Source organism: Sulfuricurvum sp. (assembly GCF_030691015.1).
Taxonomy (GTDB): domain Bacteria; phylum Campylobacterota; class Campylobacteria; order Campylobacterales; family Sulfurimonadaceae; genus Sulfuricurvum.
On sequence record NZ_JAUYFF010000004.1, the window covers coordinates 24,873 to 42,791 of the forward strand.

The 17,919-nt window shown below is 41.4% G+C and carries 15 protein-coding genes; 7 read left to right on the forward strand and 8 right to left on the reverse strand.

The features are described from left to right. Positions 1-13: 13 nt before the first annotated feature. Entirely contained in the window at positions 14-1,450 is a 1,437-nt protein-coding gene (locus Q8O20_RS05740; RefSeq protein WP_305530369.1) for a pyruvate kinase, read from the reverse strand. A gap of 95 nt (positions 1,451-1,545) precedes the next feature. Between Q8O20_RS05740 and corA the strand changes: the two genes are divergently transcribed. Further along, positions 1,546-2,505, forward strand: a complete 960-nt coding sequence (gene corA, locus Q8O20_RS05745) for a magnesium/cobalt transporter CorA (RefSeq protein WP_305530370.1) — start codon at positions 1,546-1,548, stop codon at positions 2,503-2,505. A gap of 2 nt (positions 2,506-2,507) precedes the next feature. Here corA and Q8O20_RS05750 read toward each other — a convergent pair whose 3' ends face one another. Together Q8O20_RS05750 and Q8O20_RS05755 are read right to left on the reverse strand one after the other, a co-directional pair. Further along, positions 2,508-3,026: a hypothetical protein gene (locus tag Q8O20_RS05750; protein ID WP_305530371.1), complete on the reverse strand. Its 519-nt coding sequence runs from the start codon at positions 3,024-3,026 to the stop codon at positions 2,508-2,510. A gap of 10 nt (positions 3,027-3,036) precedes the next feature. Continuing rightward, positions 3,037-3,477, reverse strand: coding sequence for a hypothetical protein (locus tag Q8O20_RS05755; RefSeq protein ID WP_305530372.1), 441 nt, complete (start codon positions 3,475-3,477; stop codon positions 3,037-3,039). 148 nt (positions 3,478-3,625) lie between these two features. On the opposite strand from Q8O20_RS05755, the gene Q8O20_RS05760 reads away from it, so the two are divergent. The 5 genes from Q8O20_RS05760 to Q8O20_RS05780 all read left to right on the forward strand — a co-directional run bounded on the left by Q8O20_RS05760 (position 3,626) and on the right by Q8O20_RS05780 (position 10,466). Then, the gene (locus tag Q8O20_RS05760) at positions 3,626-6,409 is read left to right on the forward strand and encodes an EAL domain-containing protein (RefSeq protein ID WP_371131548.1); all 2,784 of its coding nucleotides are present in this window, start codon (positions 3,626-3,628) and stop codon (positions 6,407-6,409) included. Between the two features lie 154 nt (positions 6,410-6,563). Further along, positions 6,564-7,979 (forward strand): nitrogenase cofactor biosynthesis protein NifB, encoded by a 1,416-nt coding sequence (nifB, locus tag Q8O20_RS05765; RefSeq protein ID WP_305530374.1) that lies wholly within the window; start codon positions 6,564-6,566, stop codon positions 7,977-7,979. A gap of 10 nt (positions 7,980-7,989) precedes the next feature. Then, on the forward strand, positions 7,990-9,105 hold the full coding sequence (locus Q8O20_RS05770; protein WP_305530375.1) for a homocitrate synthase: 1,116 nt from the start codon (positions 7,990-7,992) through the stop codon (positions 9,103-9,105). After that, a complete protein-coding gene (locus Q8O20_RS05775; protein ID WP_305530376.1) occupies positions 9,096-9,923 on the forward strand; it encodes a GNAT family N-acetyltransferase in 828 nt (275 codons plus the stop codon). The genes Q8O20_RS05770 and Q8O20_RS05775 overlap by 10 nt, the downstream gene beginning before the upstream one ends. 57 nt (positions 9,924-9,980) lie before the next feature. After that, positions 9,981-10,466 carry a hypothetical protein gene (locus Q8O20_RS05780; RefSeq protein ID WP_305530377.1) on the forward strand — a complete coding sequence of 162 codons (486 nt, stop codon included), beginning with the start codon at positions 9,981-9,983 and terminating at the stop codon, positions 10,464-10,466. Here the strand turns inward: Q8O20_RS05780 and Q8O20_RS05785 are convergent. The 3 genes from Q8O20_RS05785 to gltX are packed head-to-tail and all read right to left on the reverse strand — an operon-like array spanning position 10,384 to position 13,606. Further along, positions 10,384-12,027 (reverse strand): transglycosylase SLT domain-containing protein, encoded by a 1,644-nt coding sequence (locus tag Q8O20_RS05785; protein WP_305530378.1) that lies wholly within the window; start codon positions 12,025-12,027, stop codon positions 10,384-10,386. The genes Q8O20_RS05780 and Q8O20_RS05785 overlap by 83 nt on opposite strands. Next, the gene (locus tag Q8O20_RS05790) at positions 12,024-12,311 is read right to left on the reverse strand and encodes a YggT family protein (RefSeq protein ID WP_294896745.1); all 288 of its coding nucleotides are present in this window, start codon (positions 12,309-12,311) and stop codon (positions 12,024-12,026) included. The genes Q8O20_RS05785 and Q8O20_RS05790 overlap by 4 nt, the downstream gene beginning before the upstream one ends. Next, on the reverse strand, positions 12,308-13,606 hold the full coding sequence (gltX, locus tag Q8O20_RS05795; RefSeq protein WP_305530379.1) for a glutamate--tRNA ligase: 1,299 nt from the start codon (positions 13,604-13,606) through the stop codon (positions 12,308-12,310). The genes Q8O20_RS05790 and gltX overlap by 4 nt, the downstream gene beginning before the upstream one ends. A gap of 128 nt (positions 13,607-13,734) precedes the next feature. Between gltX and Q8O20_RS05800 the strand changes: the two genes are divergently transcribed. After that, on the forward strand, positions 13,735-15,624 hold the full coding sequence (locus Q8O20_RS05800) for a PilZ domain-containing protein (RefSeq protein WP_305530380.1): 1,890 nt from the start codon (positions 13,735-13,737) through the stop codon (positions 15,622-15,624). A gap of 37 nt (positions 15,625-15,661) precedes the next feature. Here Q8O20_RS05800 and Q8O20_RS05805 read toward each other — a convergent pair whose 3' ends face one another. Together Q8O20_RS05805 and Q8O20_RS05810 are read right to left on the reverse strand one after the other, a co-directional pair. Beyond that, positions 15,662-17,143 (reverse strand): inorganic phosphate transporter, encoded by a 1,482-nt coding sequence (locus Q8O20_RS05805; RefSeq protein WP_305530381.1) that lies wholly within the window; start codon positions 17,141-17,143, stop codon positions 15,662-15,664. A gap of 124 nt (positions 17,144-17,267) precedes the next feature. Further along, positions 17,268-17,918, reverse strand: a complete 651-nt coding sequence (locus Q8O20_RS05810) for a TrkA family potassium uptake protein (RefSeq protein WP_304743023.1) — start codon at positions 17,916-17,918, stop codon at positions 17,268-17,270. Position 17,919: the final 1 nt, after the last annotated feature.

A 17,919-nucleotide genomic window follows, 5' to 3' on the forward strand; every position in this document is an offset into this window, starting at 1 on the left:
TTCTTTGAAAGGGCTATTTCCACTGAAAGCTCGGATTATAGAGCAGTTTATTTTTACGAAAGATCAAATCCATTTGCCTGAAAATAGTCGTTAGGATCTTGATCGTCTCTAGGGCATAATCTCCTTTATTTAACATCACGCACTCCGCCTTATGGGCGAAGGCAACATCGGATATCTCGGCACGGCTGGGCATATTGGTTTTCATTTTATTCTCTAGTACTTGGGTCGCTAAGATAACAGGCATATGAGCGGCTGTGCATAGGTCTAAAATCTCCTCTTGCATATACGCTAGATTTTCAAATCCGATCTCTATCGCTAAATCGCCGCGTGCTATCATAATACCTGAGTTGCCGTATTTTATAAGTTCCTCGAGAATCAGCGGTAAATTCTCAACCCCTTTTTTCGTTTCGATTTTGGCTACGATAGTGATTAGGCCTTTTTTACCTAAAAAATCGAGCTGATCTATCAAATCGTGAATATCTTCGGGGGTCTGGGCAAAAGATATCCCGATGATGTCGGCGTATTCACAAATATGGGGTAATACCTTTTTATCATGATCACAAATTGCTTGAATATTAATATTACTATCGGGAAAGTTGATCCCTTTTTCATCTTTGATAGTGCTTCCGGATTCTTTGTTGGTGAGAACACCGCAAACGATATCCTCCCCCACTATCTCTTCAATGACCATTTCGATTTTACCGTCATCAACAAATACTCTATCTCCGATCTTAACAAGATTACCTATGTTTTCGAGAGTGCACCCTATACTGTAGTGCTTTGATTTTTTCTTCTGTGTGGAGTGTTCTGAGTGAATCAGAACTTTGTCGCCAAAATAGAGTTTGATCTTTTTTGGTTTTCCCGATTTTTTAGATTTAGTGAGAGAGGTTCTGATTTTGGGACCGGCGAGATCGACATAGATTTTTAAATCTTTTTCACCTGAGTTGACATTGCGTATCGCTTGAGCCATCTCGCTCCAAGCTTTTGGGTTATCATGGGCTGTATTAATACGAAAGAGGTGCACCCCCTCGCGGGAGAGGTTGCTAAACCAATCTTTATCATCGTTAAAATTGGAAGGGACGGTGATCATGATTTTGGTTTTATCACTGGAAGATGAGAAAATTCTACTGTTTTTATCCATAATGGCATGAGATTTTTCGTAACTTAAAGGTGATGGTGCAAGATGTACTTTTTTTTGTAAGGCAAGAGAGAGCATCTCAATCGCTACGTTAATACTTGCCTCCATATGTGCTTGAGAACGTCCGAATGAGGATAATCCTACTTTGGTCAAGTTATCTTGCAATTGCGAAAAATCATACTTGCGGAGGTTTAAATAGTGCTTCATATTGAGCAAAGAGACATTTGTGTGTGCTTTATTGATATCCAGCGACATTTTTTCTTTCATATCGAGTAATTTTTCAAGCAATGTTGTGAGCACATGGGGGTTCACTGTAACTCCTAAAGATTTAAATTTTCTAGATGAAGCTATTCTAGTGTATTATATACATAACTGTGTTGAATTTTTTTTGTTAAATAGGATAGTAGATGGTTTTTGTTTATCAACGTACTGACAGCGCTTTTGAAACAGCAAATTTGAGTGAAATAAAAGAGCTCGACAAGATAGTTTGGATTGATATCCTTCAGCCCAATGAAGAGGAAATTAAGCAGATTGAAGCGTTGTTTAATTTTAAATTGCCGACCAAACATGATCGTGAAGAGATAGAACTAAGTTCACGCTACTGGGAAGACAGCCGAAGTATCAAGATCAATTCCTATTTTTTTGTCTCTTTCTTTTTTGTCGAGAATGCAAAATCACATTACAATGAAAGTGTCAGTTTTGTTTTACAGGACAATATCTTATTTACAGTCCGTGACAGTGAACTTCAAACATTCGATATGTTAAGTCAGATGCTATTGTCGTATCCTAAAGAACTTTACACCGGATATGATGTGTTTATGCAGATTTTTGATATTCGAATCGATCGTGATGCCGATTTACTCGAATATGCCTCCAGGGAGTGCGATGAAATACGTAAAAAGCTTTTGTGGGAATCGGGGAGTCACTCGGTAGAGGTATTGAGAAAAATCTCTACTCTGCAGGAATTTACCTTAAAAGTGCGGCAATCGGTTTTTGACAAGCGACGTATTTTGACGGCAATGGCAAAATCGCCTAAGCTCTCAAAACAGATAAAAGAGGATCTCTCGATTATGATGAAAGATATTAACTCTTTGATCGAATTTATAGCGATCGATGACAATACGCTGGATAATCTTCAAAATCTCTTTTTAGCCCAAACCAGTATCGAACAAAACAAGATCATTAAACTCTTTACGGTAGCGAGTGTCGCACTCATGCCTCCGACCCTGATTGCCAGCATCTACGGAATGAATTTCCATTTTATCCCTGAGCTTAGCTGGGGTGCGGGATACCATTTTTCTTTGGTGTTAATGGCACTTTCCAGTGCGATTCCGCTGATCTATTTTCGTAAGAAAAAGTGGCTCTAAACTTATCCGTGACACCCTTTTCCGGTATAGCAGCTTTGTGCAGCCGCAATTTTGAGCAGTGCTTTATCGAGACTAAACGGATCATTGAGATCGTTTAAAATTTCATGATGGAAAATGGCACCGTCTTTTGAGATAATAAAGAGGGCTTTAGTAAACTCTCCATTCAGTTCCCCGCCTGATAAGCGAACCCCGTAGTAATCTCCGAATGCTTCATCATAATCAAAGCCTACGAGCCACTCTTCAAGTGGAGGCATTGTATGTTTGTCGGTGGCGACGATGAGCGTTTTGGTGATTCCCCCCAACGCGTTGATAAAGAGGATAGAATCCATCTCTTTTAGTTGAGCGATACAGTTGTCGTCGATAAAGGGGAGGGTAATAATTAGCTGCGTTGAGCCGTTTTGTCCCCCGATGCGAAAGCTCTCTCCCGCACTGTTTTTGAGATCTACCCGCTCAGAAGAATATCCGATATCGAGGGGCATATCTTCGAGTTCTAAGAGGGCTGTATGATAGGTTATCTGCATTTTTGGTCCTTTATGCGGGATGAACGTAACGAAGATGTTCTGCGATCTCGGATGCAATGACGAAATGTTCGATCGCATGAGTGGCGGTTTTAATAAACGGGGGGATTTTATGGAGTTTGATACCGACATTTTTCATCGCAAACAAAGTGTTTAGACAATACTGATCAACTATGAGAATATTGGATTTCCCTATCACTTCGAGCAACGCATAGTGTTCGCTGATATGATAGGGGTCTTGAGCCAAAACACTTTCACATTCGCATGATTTCATTTTCGGGTCAATAACCATATTTCCTGAGTACTTTTCCCAAGGATTGAGTTTGGTTTCAATATAGCGGTACCGTATATCTTTTCGGTCACCGCTCACTTCATAAAGTGAGAATTTCATACATGCACACGGGTTATTATGGTAAACACGTTCTCTCGCATCCAGGGGAATCGCAATGATCATGGGTAAACTCCTCACATTTCACTATAAGAAATGCAATTTTTATTCTGATGTAGTTGTTGTGACAATAGATGGAATTTGAGATGCATAGATATATAGATATTTAGTAAATTTAGTATAAAATTAGAATATTTAAAGTTTGGAGGAAGGTTTGCGGTTAATTAATCATAGATATGAAAACCGACATCTCCTTTCGTCCTTTATCGAAACACACATCCCTTCTTCGTATTCTATATTCATACAGCTCTTTAGTGGCAATATGGATCTTAGAGTGATCCAGTCTGTCCTTGATGAGATAGCCCTAAAACTTCCTAATGCCGTACTCATCGGTGCCACTACGGCAGGCGAGATTATGAATGGATCAATGCAATCGAATGAGATTATCCTCGCTTTTTCTCTTTTTGATACGACCGATATAAAAAGTCGTTATTTCTCTTGCGCTGATTTTGAAAGCGGTGTTTTGGCAGCTTGTGAGCTTCTCAGTGAGCGGAGCAAAGCTTGTATTGCTTTCGGAGAAGGGTTGCATGGTGATTCGGAGTCCTTTTTAAGAGGATTCGCATCGATTAGAGACGATATAATCGTAGCCGGCGGGAATGCTGGAGATGATTTGACATTTACCCATACCGCGATTATGCATAATGATACTGTTTATGAAAGAGGTATCGTTATTGTGGTACTGGAGAGTGATTGTTTGCAAGTACATAACAATTACTCTCTTAACTGGACATCTATCGGTAAAGAGATGGTGGTCACACGTGCAGATAAAAATATTATTTATGAAATTGAAGGGCGCCCTGTCAAAGAGGTGTATGCCCATTATCTAGGACCAGATGCGGTTTCAATGCTTCCTGCAAGTGCAGTCGAATTTCCTTTTATTAAAGTTTGTGACGGAGTTAGGATTGCCAGATCGATGATTGGGCAAAATAAAAAGGGCGGGTTTGTGTATGCCGGCCATTTTGAAAATGGGGATAAAGTTCGTTTTGCTATCGGAAACATTGAAGAGGTGCTTAATCATGCTTCCGACATACGAGAATCTGTCGCTTCTAGACCTGTTGAAGCTACCTATATCTATTCTTGCTCAGTCCGGAAAATGTTTTTGCAGGAGGAGCTTAATTATGAGTTTTCATTGATTAACGAAATAGCTCCGACAGCAGGATTTTTTACCTATGGAGAGTTTTTTCATTCCCCTCACGGCAATCAACTTCTTAATATCACGACTACGGCTCTTTCATTGAGTGAGTCGGATACGTTAAATAGGTTTGAACCTTCAAAAGGGATACGCAATGTCCCTCACACAATGTTGAAATCTTTAACTCAGTTGGTCAATATAACTCAAAACGAGTTGGATGAAAATATCAAAATTCTTGATCAATACAAAATGGTGTTGGATCAGAGTTCGATTGTCTCTAAAACGAATGCGAAAGGGATTATTACCTATGCCAATGATGCATTTTGTGCTATTTCCGGATATAGCCGTGAAGAGCTGATCGGCCACCCTCATAACATAGGTCGCCATCCGGACAACCCTAAAAAACTGTACAAAGATTTATGGAGAACTATCAAATCGGGTAAAGTTTGGAAAGAGACATTTAAAAACATTACCAAAGACGGGCACGATTATTACGTCAAATCGGTTATAGCCCCTATCTTTGATGAAGAGGGGAAAATTATTGAATATATTTCGGCTCGAAACGATGTTACGGAACTCGTCAAGCAAGAAAAAATCATTCAGCGTCAACTCCGAGATCCCCTTACGGGATTGAAAAATCGTACGGCGCTGTTCAACGATTTGGAAAGCGGAGGCTCTGAAATAACCTTGATGCTTCTAAACATTGACCGGTTTTCAACGGTCAACGATTATTTCGGATATGAGAACGGAGATTCCCTTTTAAAAAATTTCGCGCAGCATCTGCTTGAGACAATGCCTCATGAGTATCTCTATCGCATCAGCGGTGATGAGTTTGCCATAATCTGTATCGATAGAAAGTTTGATGAAATCTTACGCGATCAAATGTTTGAGCACATCAATAAGTTAGAAAATTTTAAATACAATGTAGCCGGAAATGATATTTCCATCACTATTACAGGCGGGATAGCGCATGCAACCTATTCGGATGTCTATAATCTTGCCCATATGGCTTTCAAAGAGGCAAAAGAGAAGCAAGCAAAATTGATTTTTTTCAATGACAATACGGCATTGACAGAGAAAACCCGTAATAATATATGGATGATCAATAAAATCAAATCGGCTATTGAAGACGATCGAATCGTCCCTTATTTTCAGGGGATTGTCGATAATACAACTCGACGAATTGTTAAATATGAAGCATTGATACGTCTTGTGGAAAAGGATGGTACCGTTTTAAGCCCGTTTTGGTTTTTAGAGCATGCAAAAAAATCAAAACTCTATGACAAATTGACCCGTATTATGATTCAAAAAACATTTGATGTTTTTGAACAAAACAACTATGAATTTTCGTTGAACCTTACCGTTCAGGATATTGTCTCCGATGAAACGAGAGAGTTTTTATATCAGATATTGGAGTCCTCACCTGCCGCTGAGCGATTGGTGTTTGAGATCGTGGAATCGGAAGGGATAGTCAATTATGAAGTGGTGGTGGAGTTCATCCATACCGTCAAAGGGTTCGGGTGTAAAATAGCGATTGACGATTTCGGTACCGGATATTCCAACTTCAGCTATTTAAGCAAACTCGATGTCGATTACATCAAAATAGACGGGTCTCTTATTAAAAACATCAATCAAGACGACGACCACCTTTTTACTGTAGAGAGTATCCTCTTTTTTGCTAATCGCAAAGGGATTCAGACAATCGCCGAATTCGTTGAAGATGAGGCAATTTTCGCGAAAATGGTTGAACTCGGTATCGATTACTCACAAGGGTATCTTTTTTCTATCCCTAAGCCCACCATCTAAATACCAATATTCTACATACCCTTACAAAAACGTCGATTTTTGTTAATTCTCCTTTTTAAAGCCATAGAACACTCTTTGCATTAACTCCATTAAGAAATGATTGCGTGCTGGATGAGGCAAGAAAATCATTTGATTTAATCTCAAGGAGATACCCATGAGCTGTTCGTCAAGCCATAGCGAAGCTTTTATGCCCGATGACATCAAAGAGAAGATTCACAATCATCCATGCTATTCAGAGGGGGCACACCACCATTATGCCCGTATCCACGTTGCGGTAGCCCCTGCGTGTAATATCCAATGCAACTACTGTAATCGTAAATATGACTGTTCCAACGAGTCTCGACCGGGAGTAACGTCTGAACGATTGAGCCCGGAAGAGGCGGCAAAGAAAGTGATGTTTGTCGGCGGTGAAGTACAACGAATGAGCGTTTTAGGAATTGCAGGTCCCGGTGATGCGCTGGCAAATCCTGCGAAGACATTTGAGACATTCGGACTGGTTCGTCAGTTTGCTCCCGATCTTAAACTCTGCTTGTCGACAAACGGCTTGGAATTGCCGAGTTTTATCGATGAAATGGTTGAACACAACATCGATCATATCACCGTAACGATCAATACCGTCGATGAGACCGGAGAGATCGGAAGTCAAATCTATCCGTGGATTTTCTATAACAACAAACGTATTTATGGAAAAGAGGCAGCAAGAATTTTGCTCGAGCGGCAGTTGGAAGGGATGCGTAAGTGTGTTGAAAAGGGGATTTTGATCAAAGCCAATTCGGTTCTTATTCCTGGGATCAATGACAAACATTTGGTAGAAGTTTCTAAAAAACTCAAAGAGATCGGTGTGTTCTTGCATAACATTATGCCGATTCTTTCTGAACCTGAATTCGGAACAAAGTTTGCCCTTGACGGTGTCCCGAGTGCTACCGATCAAGAACAAATGGCCGTTCAGGAAGCATGCGGCATGGATATGAAGCTCATGCAGCACTGCCGTCAATGTCGTGCCGATGCTGTAGGTCTTATCGGTGAAGACCGCGGTGCGGAATTTACCAAAGATACATTTTCTGGACTCAGTTTCGACGAACTCCAAATCAAATACGATCTCGAAGCACGTCAAGCGGCCCAGGCAAAAATTGAAGAGTTCCGATTCTTTTTAGACAAGGCAAATGAGCGTGTTCGTAAAGAGAAAGAAGAACTCAGTTCTACCGGTGTGACTATTCTTGTCGCCGTTACGACGGCAGGCGAGGGGATGATCAATCAGCATTTCGGAAGTGTACGTGAATTTTTGATCTATGAAGCAGGGGACAAGGGGATTCGATTTATCCACCATCGTAAAGTAGAGACAGAGTACTGTGCGGGACCGGACGGTACCAATCCTTTGACACCTATTTTGGAGAAACTCAAAGATATTCAATTAATCCTTACCGCAAAAATCGGCGGGTGTCCGCAAGATGATTTGAAATCAGCGGGAATAATTGCCGATCAAAGCTATGCGTATCAGCCGATTGAGTTATCTGTACTGAAAGCGTCACGCAAATATTTCGGGTTGGATGAAAACGCGGAAGTGAATTAAGGAGCCGATTATGGCACTCATAAATGACACCACTCTACGCGATGGGGAGCAGGCTCCCTACGTTGCCTTTAATACCGAAGAGAAACTTCGTATTGCGACACTGCTTGATGCATGCGGCGCCGATGAACTTGAAATCGGGATTGCGGCGATGGGTGTCAAAGAGCGTGAGGATATCAAAGAGCTGTTAAATCTAGGGCTAAAGGCTCGGATGATGACATGGAACCGGATGAAGATGGAAGACTTGGATGCCTCCCTCTCATGCGGTGTTAAAGCCGTTGATCTCTCTATTCCTATCTCTGATTTGCTGATCGGTGTCAAATTCGGCGGAAGCAAATTAAAAGTTTTGGATGAGCTTGAAGCTGTTGTAAGTGCCGCATCTGGCGAGGGGCTTTTTATCTGTATCGGAGGGGAAGACAGTTCACGCGGAGAACTTTCCTTTATACGCGATGTGATGGAGCTTGGACGTGAGTATGGTGCGCACCGTTTCCGCTATTGCGACACAATCGGTGTTATGACGCCGACACAAACGTACCAAACGGTAAAAGAGTTATGCGGTTATGATCTGCTCCCTATTGAAATGCATACCCACAATGATTTCGGTCTTGCCAATGCCAATGCCCTCAGCGGACTTGATGCAGGAGCCATAGGGCTGAATACTACAGTGATCGGATTAGGAGAACGTGCCGGAAACGCATCGTTTGAACAGATTCTTATGGCACTTAAACATCTCTACGGAGAGTCAAGATCGATCGATCCGCTTTTATTGCGTGATCTTGTACAAAGCGTTGCTCATGCCGCAAATATCAATTTGGCTTTCAACGCTCCTATCATCGGTGATCGGATATTTGCGCATGAGAGCGGTATCCATGCGGATGGGATGATGAAAGATTCCCATGCCTATGAGCCGTATGAAGCTCATGAAGTGGGGTTAGAGAGTTCATTCCCCATCGGCAAGCATTCAGGAAGTGCGACGATTCGCTACCATTTGGCACGAATGGGAATTAGTGCCGATAACTCTATTCTAGGGGACCTTTTACCGAAAATTCGTGAGATTGTTACGTCACGCAAACGTGTTCTCGACAATTTAGAATTAAAATCCCTTTATCAGGATGCGGTATGTTTATAGGGTGGCTTAAATATTCGGATGTTGCGGAACTGACCAAAATTTCCGAGGAGACAGGGTGGTTGTTGGACGGTTATCATGTGAAACTGATGATGATGCACGCTCCCCATTTGTGCTACGGTGCGTATGAGGACGGGGTATTAGTCGGTGCCGTTATGGCCATAGAGTTTGAGACAACGGCCATGATTAAATATTTTATGGTGAAACCGAGTCACCAAAAACAAGGGATAGGAAAACGCCTTTTTAATACGTTGTTCGATGTCTTAAAAGAGGAACACCCCTCCCTTTATCTGCATGCTCATCCACTCTTAGAATCTTTTTTCAAGGGATATGGTTTTAAAAGTGTGATGGAAGTAGGGCGGTTTTTAAATGTCGGAAAAGTTCCACCCTTTAGCTTTACCAATGCACAAGCCAAAGAACTAGACGGCGGTAACTTTGATGCAACCATTCGTAAAATTGATTTGGAAACTTTCGGTGAAGATCGAATGCATTTTATGATGGATGAAATGGAGCGAAACAGTTCCCTTAAATTTGCCCTTCCCAATTCTTTTCAGCATTCCAGCGTAATCAATGCACGCGGCGTCTATCTCGGACCATGGCAATGCAGGGGAGGCTTTGAAGATGAAGCGGAGAAAATGATGCAGGGGGTTCTCTATTTTAGAGGACTCAAAAAAGTACTTGCAGATGTTCCGATGGGCAATCTCAATGCAGTTACATTATTTGAAAAATACCACTTCCAACAAAAAGGGACTTTTATCCATATGTGTTACGGTGAAGCGCGCATGATAAAATTTGAAAATATTTACGCATTTTCTTTATAGAAATCGGTTAAGGGGAGTTTGCGTATAATACTACCAATACGATCTAAAAGGATGTCGATGCGTTTTTCATGGATAGCAATATCAGCTTTATTGCTCTTTAGCGGTTGTGCGCAAAAGGGGGCATTTGACCTTTTTAAAATGGATGAGACACATGAACGTGCGGTAGAGCAGCTGCGCACAGGTTCAATCGTCCTCTCTTTAGAGACCAAAGCGATTTTCTCTTCTTTGTATCTCAATAAAACAGATCCGATCAAATATAATGAAGGTGAAAATTTTATTGTTTCGGTTTATTTTGAAAAAGATGATCGAACGAACAAAGTTAGAGAGTTAGAGTCTAACGGCTATACAGTGAGCCTAAACGGAAAAAAAGCAACCCTTATCGAGCCTCTTGATGATAAAGATCCAAAACGCTCTTTTATGCCGATCCAAAACGCTTGGAATCGGTACTATTTTATCCGTTTTAATTCGGATTTAAACTCTTCTTTATCGCTTCGGCTCGAAAATAATCAGACTGGGAAGGTTGTGTTAAAGTATCAAAAATAGTCGCTATCGAGACACTTTCTCCTAAAATCTTCTTGTACATTACATAGTTGGCAAGTACTTTCTTGCCATACTCTCGACTCTCGGCATTTCCCACCAACTCCATGCTCATAAACGGTTCATATTCACCTGCATTGAAGTAAGCGCCGCTCAATAACAGACGTTTCGTAAATCCGATTCCGCCATTATAGGCATATGCCGCGAGTACCGGATTAAAGAGGGTCGCCTCAATGTGCTTCATGTGTTCGATCGAATAGGCAATGCTAAACTCCGGATTAAACATATCGTCATACGATTTAATTTTAAGCGGATGAATTTTAGAAATGGAATCGACGTTAAAGGGCATGATTTGCATTAAACCTAAGGCAAAAGATCGCGAAATCAACCCAGGAATGAGTCGTGTTTCTTGACGCATCAGTGCATATAACATCGCTTTTTGGTCAAGGGTGAGGGTTGACATATATTGATCATAGGGCATAGTGAAATTATGAATATAGGGTTGATAGACACGCTCAATCATATAGGCCTGTACCGCGAGAGAATCTTCCCCGTCATACCGCTCAACAATCTCATAGAGCTTTTCAGGTGGGGTAACAACAAGTTCTTGATGCAGCGCATTCCATTCAAACGGATTATCCCCTTTGAATCCCTCTTTGCCCTGTGTCGGCAAGGTTGTGAAATAGTTTTGGGTTTCAATACCGAGCTTCTCTTTGGCCCATAAAGTGTACATATTGATGTCGAGACTCTCGCTTAGCTCTTTAAGGGCTGTTTCGTCTTGAGTAATACGATACAACCAAAAACTATTTTTGTCTCGTTCCATAGGAGAGAGTGCTTTACGTTTTGCTTCTTGAAAATGAAACAGAGCATTATCGACACGATTGAATTTCAATGCATTGATACCTAGATAAAAGTGGGTTTGGCCGCTGTAAACACCACCGCTGACATTGCTAAGAGATTCTTGGAGTTTAGTTAGTTTGTGTTCCGTTGCACTAAGGTAAACCAGTTGATCAAACCCTTTTGCTACCGTCAGTTGAGCAAGAATATCATTGTCAATCGGAAGATTAAAATGATCTGCTCGATACTGCATTCCCGAGATGAGAAAAAGTTTAAGGGAGGAGGATAGATCACTGAATGCGGAGAAGTGATTATTGTGGTTCATGGTACGAAGCCATTGTACGTCGCCGAAACGATCACCAAGACGCGTGGCAATAAGCTCCCGCTGGTAACTTTCCAAATGCTGGGCTTTAATCGGTGTAAGAGCGAGATAGAGGCAATCGTCTTCAACAATGTTCATTAGGTCAGTAGAGACCTTCTGGAGACACTCTGCGGTGTATCGGATCTCGGGTTCATCGGTTTTACAAGCGTAATCGAATAAAAACCGTTCGTTGACATACTCAACCTGATAAAAAGCTTCGGATGCCTGAGTCGTATTAATGTCTTGACGTAAGTACTGCCATATCAAAAAGTTTTTTTCGCGAGATGCGGGTTTACTATTGATCTCATCAAGTGTTACGCCCCAAAGATTGGCGCAGAGCAGTGCCGCAAGGGAGAAGGAGAATTTCACGACATAACCACCGCATTTATGATATTAACCAATATTACATCGATTACGTTCAATAAAACGATCAAGATGATCGGAGCTAAATCCAGACCGTTAAACACGGTCGGCATAATCTTGCGAACCGCACGATAGGCAGGTTCAGTTAGTCGGTAAATAATTTGCACAATCGGATTATATGGATCTGGGCGTACCCACGTCAAAAGAGCCCCGATGATAACAACCCATGTATATACGGTAAGGAGAGAGTGGACAATGCCGCCCAAACCTGAAATAATACCTTCCATCATTTTGCCACCTCTTTGAGATAATTTTTAATATGTGTGTAGAGATCGTTCATCTCCGGTCCGTGTTCTGCACCGCCGATAAGAATTCGCAACGGCTTAAAGAGACTTTTCCCTTTGAGGCCGCTGTGTTCTATCAAATAGGCTTTGTACGATTCATAATCATCAAAATGGGGAGCTTTCAAGGTTAAATCGCGTAACACATCAAACCCCTCTTTGTACTCATCAGGGACAATTTTCGGAGCAAAGATCGCACCGATTTTCTCACGCAACTCTTTAAGGGTGCTTGCCTCTTCTAAAAAGAGTTTTGCAAGGTTTCCGATCTCTTCATCCGCAAATCCGACGTATCGTGAAAGCTCTTTAGGATCAAGCCCTTTGAGATGCTCACGGTTGATGAATTTAAGTTTATCAATATCAAAACGAGCAGGTGCTTTGGAGAGAGTTTTCAGATCGAACCACTTGATGGCCTCTTTGAGAGAAAAAATTTCACACGGCGGTTTATTCCCCATCAAGATGAGATAATTGGTGATCGCTTCGGGAAGATATCCCTCTTCAAGAAGCCATTTGACACTGGATGCGTCATCTCGTTTCGACATTTTTTTACCTTCGTTACCGAGGATAATCGGCAAGTGGGCATACTCTATTTTTTTGTCGTATCCCAATGCTTCATGGATGGCCATTTGTTTAGGGGTATTGCTCAGATGATCTTCTCCTCGAATAATGAGAGAGATATCTGCGAGCATATCATCAACGGCACACGCAAAATTATAGGTTGGGTATTTATCGGCGCGCATCAAAATAAAACTGTCGATATCATCTGCGGCAAAGGTACTTTCTCCCTTGATTATATCCGTAACGGTAATCGAATGGCTTGGTTTTTTAAGGCGAATCGTAAAAGGGAGAGGGTTATCAATCACCTCTTCGGCATGGAGATTCTCACATGCTCCGTCATAGCGATAGGCTATTTTTCCCTCTTTGGAAGCTTCACGCTTGGCATCCAATGTTTCTGAGGTACAAAAACAGTTAAATGCTTTTTTATCTTGTAGAAGTTGAAGAGCCATTGCACGATGAAAGCGAAGATTGTTGCTTTGCAGTTGTTGCTCTTGGTATTCGATACCGAAAAGTGCCAAAATTGCAAATATTTCTTCCTCTTTTCCCGGAATATTGCGCTCTTTATCGGTATCTTCAATGCGGATAAGGAGCGGTTCTTCACGCTGAACGGAAGAGATGTAATTAAATAAAGCGACACGGAGATTGCCGATGTGCATATCACCGGTCGGGCTTGGGGCAAAACGGAGCATAAATATTCCTAAATCTTTTTTGCAATATTAGCAGAAACTGTGTTCAAGCTAACTTTGCCCTGATTTAAGTGGGGAAAAGTCTCTGATAGGGTACAATTATAATTATTTTACAACTATCAGGGATGAAGGTGTCCATTCTAAAAATCGCTAAGTACGCCAAACACTTTGATCTTCTTGTGGTTTATGAATCAGGAACTGATCTGCCTTTTCGTGAATCGGCTGAATCTGTTTTTCGTACTTCCGATTTCAGGTCTTTTGATCAGATTCAAATAGATGCTTCGCCTCTGAGCTGTCACTTACTTATCCTTTGCGGCTCAGCCTCTTTTTTAAGAGAACCCGATTTAAAAAACTCTATCTCTTTGGTTCAGTCCCTTGAATCGATCCTGTTGACATCCGATTTTAAAGATATTAATGTTTTAAGAGCCGCTCTCTCTCTTCGTATGTCTGCTGTCAATAATATTCCTAAAAATGAAGAAGAATTTGCTCAGGTAATGATGGGGATTTTTTCGACATTGGTAAAAAAACATAATGAATCGATCCTTACCAATTACGACCGCACTATTTCTGAATACTCCAATAACCTTTTTTGGATACACAAAGAGGGGAAAGCGGTATACGCCAATGATACTATAAAACGTAAGTTCGGAATCAAAAGTTTGGGAGACTTTGATTGCTATTTTGAAGAAAAGGAGATGGCTTCTCTTATCAAAACATCGGGGTTCGCTCAAAAAATAATTTCTCGAAAAGATATAAATGGTGAGTCAAAAGAGTATTTTGTTACGAATCAACCGTTAAAAGAGAATGAGTTCCTTGTAAGTATGATCCCTTTGATCGCACCGATACAAAAATGTAACAAACAACTTCATAATCGAATGGGCTTTATCGAACTTCTTAAAGATGCTTTTGTCATCCATAAGAGAGAAAATGAGGCGATTCCGGTCATTATTATGTACATTGAAAATTCGGATAAGATCATTGAGATGCGGGGTGAAGATATCTATAATGAAGTTTGTAAAGAGATACTAAAACTTGCAGAAACTCATTTTGACCATGATACACAAATGGCTCAATGGCACAAAGATATTTATACACTTATCTCTTCAAGTCTTACACTGGATGAACTCAAGCATAGATTACAACGTTTTCATGAAAACCTTAATCTCGAAATATCGATAGAAGGGGCTTCTCCGGTCATTGATTCTTTTATCATCGATATGCATGGCGTGGAACTGAATAAAGCGATCGGTATCATCGATCATATAAATCAAAAACAGCTGCTTTCACGCGATTTAGCTCATCTCGTCCATTTCCAAATTTCAGCCGCTCCGAAAGAGATTGACGAAAAGACGCAAGCCCTTCATTATCTTGAAAAAATGATTATGACAAAGACATCGGTCAAGATGCTTAATTTTTACAAAGGGATTCGTATCAGCACGGCGGCACGAATTGTCAAGATATCGAATGATTTGGTCTATGTGGCCATTGAAAAGATGCAAGGGTATGCCATGAAACTCGAGGGCAATGTCGTCATTCAAGGCACAAATATCCCTTTTGATATATTGGCGAATGTCAAAATCGTCGATGTTGCTAAAAAGATTGCCGTATTGTCCAATTTTGAGCCACTGGAAGCTTCCGGTAACAATCGTCAATACATCCGTATTCAGAGCGATCATCGTATGCATGTGACGATTTCGACGGCTAAAAGCGTCATGTCGGGGACAATTTTAGATATTTCTATAAAATCAATTGCGTGTAAATTAAGCGTCTCGAAAGTTCCTCTAAAACTGGACTCTAAGGTTAGTTTACAATTCAATCTGCCTCTGGAGCGATTTGATGGCGGGATGGTAACCATGGCAGTTGCCGGGAGAATACAGTATATACAAGAGGGTGATGAATTTACCAAAGTGGTGGTAGAACTGAATCTTATGGAGCCGTACGAGAGCTACCTTATCGAATATATTTATGCTCGTCAACAAGCACTTGTTAATGAAATCAAAATAATCGCCAATAAACTGTAAACGGAAAAGGTAAAAAAGAAGATTAAGGAGTATTGGCTTAATAGCCAAATACTACCTTAAGGATAAAGAAGAAGAGGGCTGCCATTGCTGCAGCTGCGGGTAGGGTAATGACCCATGCCAGCGCGATTGGCTTCATCAATTTCCAGTTAGCATCACGGTTGAGTACACCGATTCCGATAATCGCACCGACGAGGATATGGGTCGATGAAACAGGGATTCCTAAAACGGTCGCCAGTAAAATCACCAAGGTTGCACCAAGCTCAGCAGCAAATCCGGTTACGGGAAATATCTCGGTAATACGGCTTCCGACAGTATCGATAACCTCTTTACCGATAAACCACAATCCGGCGACCAGTGCAATACCAAACGTTGCCATAGCGATTACGGGGACAGGAGATTCCGCATTTATGTTACCGGTTGCCAAAATATCGATGATAGCGGCAAACGGTCCGATAGCGTTCGCGATATCGTTGGCACCGTGACTGAAGGCAAACGATGACGCGGTTAGGACTTGGAGCATACTGAAAACGCGTAACGTTGCTTTGTGCGGAGTGTCTTTGTGCATTACTTTAATGATGGCGTAAACAACACCGTACATAAGGGTAGATAAAACTGCCAGCAACATATAGATTTGGGCATCATTTAGACCCAAATTGGCGTGTTTAAGACCTTTGAACAAGAGCATTCCGGCAATCATCGCCGTACCGAATGCCGCAACAATGGGTGCATGGGTACGAAGGGCGTAAAAAGCGTTTTGCTTTTTCTTGAGACGATTAAGCTCGTGAACTTGTTCTTCGTGCTTTATTTTTTCTTCCGCAGTTGCTGTTTCTGCATTGTGTAAAGCATTCAGTGCCGTGATTTGTGATTTAATATCATCAATGTGTGCTTGAACATTGTCATTGTAGTCGAGAATATTTTTTTTCAAATACCAATAGATTCCGAATGAAGCCATACCGCCTAGAATCGGAGAAATGACCCAGCTTATTGCAATTTTAGTCACTTGATCCCAATGGACAAGACCAAATACAGATTCTCCCACTTCCATCGTAGCGTATCCAAGAGCGATAGAGCCTCCTAGAATCCCTCCGATAATGGCATGCGTCGTTGAGACAGGATACCCTTTGAATGTTGCATACAAAAGCCATGTCCCTGCGGAGAGGAGTGAACCCATCATAACAAAAACAAGGAGCATCGGATCAAAATTCATGGCCGAGATATCTACGATCCCTTTGCGGATAGTATTCGTAACTTCGGCTCCTGCGAGCATAGCTCCGCCGAGTTCGAAGATTGCGGCAATCATTAGTGCTTGTTTAACGGTGAGGGTTTTAGCCCCTACACTCGTACCAAATGAATTGGCAACGTCATTACCGCCGATATTGAAAGCCATAAAGACACCAAAGAGGGTAGCTAATACAAAAAGGGTGTAGTTGTTTTCGAGATAGTTAAATCCCCAAACCATAAAAACGGCGGTCATTATGATAAATATACCGCCGAAAAAGAGGTTGTCGCGAGAGAACATGAATACTCCATTCATTAAAATTGTAATCTAAGGGCGGAATTTTATTACAAAACCGTTACCGAAAGGTTACGAAATGATTACAAAATTATGCCCGATATTCTCTTTAAAATGACTTCGTATTCCATTAAATCTTTTTACTGAGCGCTTCGATATGACCGCTGTTTCCTAAAACAACAAGAATATCCCCTTTTTCGAGAATATCGTCTTTTTCAAACGAGGTATACCAAACTCCCTGATGTTTGTAGGCAATCGGTTTGACTTCAAACTCATCTTCAAAAATCGGGGAAAGAATAGATATGCCAACCCAAAAAGAGGGAACGGTCAGCTTGGCAATTTTCATCGTAATAGAGAGATCAATGGTCTCGTAGTGCATATTTTTAACCATTTTTTTAACGATTTTTTTAGCTGATTCCATCTCTGGATAGATTACTTTCGCCGCTCCAAGTTTGGAAAGGATCTGACCGTGTACGGTTGTAATCGCTTTGGCGACTACCGTTTCCACCCCGAGCTCTTTCAGTGCCATAACGGTGAGAATACTCGCTTCGATATTTTCACCGATGCTGACGACCGCAACATCGACATTCCCGATCCCTGCTTCACGAAGCGCACGTATATCGGTAGAATCGAGTATGATAGCATCTTGAACAAATTCATTGATTTCTCGTATTTGTTCCTCGTCTAAATCGACAGCGATTACGCTAAGCCCCTGTTGTGCCAAGCCTTTGGCAACGTGAAATCCGAATTTTCCTAAACCTATAACTGCATATGTTTCCATG